The sequence below is a fragment of the Polymorphospora sp. NPDC050346 genome, from assembly GCF_040655695.1.
Classification (GTDB): domain Bacteria; phylum Actinomycetota; class Actinomycetes; order Mycobacteriales; family Micromonosporaceae; genus Polymorphospora; species Polymorphospora lycopeni.
The window spans coordinates 1-1,928 of sequence record NZ_JBFAKM010000103.1; the positions used below are offsets into that span (position 1 = coordinate 1).

Annotated in this window: 1 protein-coding gene; it reads left to right on the forward strand. The window is 62.4% G+C overall.

From position 1 onward, the window contains the following. Positions 1-598 precede the first annotated feature (598 nt). A complete protein-coding gene (gene ltrA / locus AB0I42_RS37255; protein WP_357544486.1) occupies positions 599-1,849 on the forward strand; it encodes a group II intron reverse transcriptase/maturase in 1,251 nt (416 codons plus the stop codon). The last annotated feature ends 79 nt before the right edge of the window (positions 1,850-1,928 follow it).

The following is a 1,928-nucleotide window of genomic DNA, read 5'->3' on the forward strand; positions in this document are numbered from 1 at the left end:
TTTAAGTGCGCCACGAGCGCGGAGGGTGAGGTCGATGTAGGGGATCTCATTTGACGCGGTGCTGTGCAGGAGATGAAGGTTTTGTGGCCCTTCGGCATCGCCCTGTGGGGGGAGATGTCAAACCGCCTCAAGCTGCGTTGGCTGAAGACCGTCGTGGTGAGCGTTGAGGAAAAGGCACGCTTGACGTGTCAGGTGGGGACCGGAAAGGCGAGCGTGAGCGAACCGCTATTGACGTGTCGAAACAAGAAGATGACATCAAAACCGGTGCGGTTAAAGGGTGCCGGGATGAGCCTGGCGGATACCCGCTTACTGGCCAGGCGGTGTCCGGCATGGAGGCGGCGCGAGTCCGGTCTGCGGCTTCTGCATGGAACGTGGGAAGGCGGACACCGATACGGCTCGACCCAGATGGCTGGGGGGCGAGAGGGAGCGCACCGGACGGCGGAAACCGTCGGGTGCTGAGTACCGTTGCGGGGTTCGCTGGCGGACCGGTTCGTAGTAGTGGTGAAGCCCTGGTAATCGGGGTGGAGCGAAGGGGCCGGCTCACCGCTGATCTGTTCGCGCGAACAACCGGACCTGTGCCGGGAGGAAGCGGGTGGACATGTCAAGTCCGCAGGACAAGCCTTTTGATATTCCGAAACGGCTGGTGTGGGAGGCGTACGAGAGAGTCAGGGCGAACAAGGGCGCGGCAGGTGTGGACGGGCAGTCCATCGAGGACTTCGAAGCCGATCTGAGAAACAATTTGTACAAGATCTGGAATCGGATGTCGTCGGGGACGTATTTCCCGCCGCCGGTGAAGGCGGTGGAGATCCCGAAGCCGGGCGGCACGCGATTGTTGGGTGTGCCGACCGTGGCTGATCGCGTAGCGCAGACGGTGGTCGCGTTGGCGTTGGAACCCCGAACAGAGTCGATCTTCCATGACGACTCGTACGGGTATCGACCCCGGCGGTCGGCGTTGCAGGCGATCGAGCGGTGCCGGCAACGGTGCTGGAAGAAGGACTGGGTCATCGACCTGGATGTGCAGAAGTTCTTCGACTCTGTGGATCACGCTCTCATGGTCAAGGCCGTGGAGGCGAACACCGACCAGCGGTGGGTGGTGCTGTATGTCAGGCGGTGGCTGGTCGCTCCGCTGGCACTGCCCGACGGAACCCTGCAAACCCGGGATCGGGGAACTCCGCAGGGTTCCGCTGTTTCACCCGTGTTAGCGAACCTGTTCATGCACTATGCGTTCGACTCGTGGCTGGAGCGGGAGTTCCCGACCGTGGAGTTCGAACGCTATGCCGATGATGCGGTGGTGCATTGCGCGACGGAGCGTCAGGCCCGGCAGGTCTGGGTGGCGCTGGCCGAACGGCTGGAAAGCGTCGGATTGCGTTTGCATCCCGACAAGACAAAGCTGGTGTATTGCCGGGACTCCCGGCGGCGGGGCTCGTTCGAGCACACGTCGTTCACGTTCCTGGGGTATGCCTTCGGCCCGCGCAAGGCGAAGTATCCGGATGGGAGGGCATTCTCCTCCTTCCTGCCCGCGATCAGTCCTCAAGCCCTGAAGGCGATGGGCAGACAGTTGCGCCACTGGCGCATTCACCGGCGCACTGAGGATTCTCTTGATGAGCTTGCCGATTGGATCAACCCGATCGTGGCGGGCTGGATGAACTACTACGGCCGGTTCTACCGGTCGCAGTTGTATCCCTTCCTGCGGCGTATCAACACCTACCTGATGCGCTGGGCGCGAAAGAAATACAAGAGGCTGCGCTCTTGGAAACGCTTCAAGGCATGGTGGACCGGGCTCCTCGATCGAGATCCCGGCCTGTTCACGCATTGGGCGTGGGAGCGGCAGTACTGCTGGAACTGGTGAGAAGAGCGGAGTGATGGGAGACTGTCACGCTCCGTTCCGTGGGAGCCCAGGGCTGCGACGCCCTGGGCCACCCGACCCT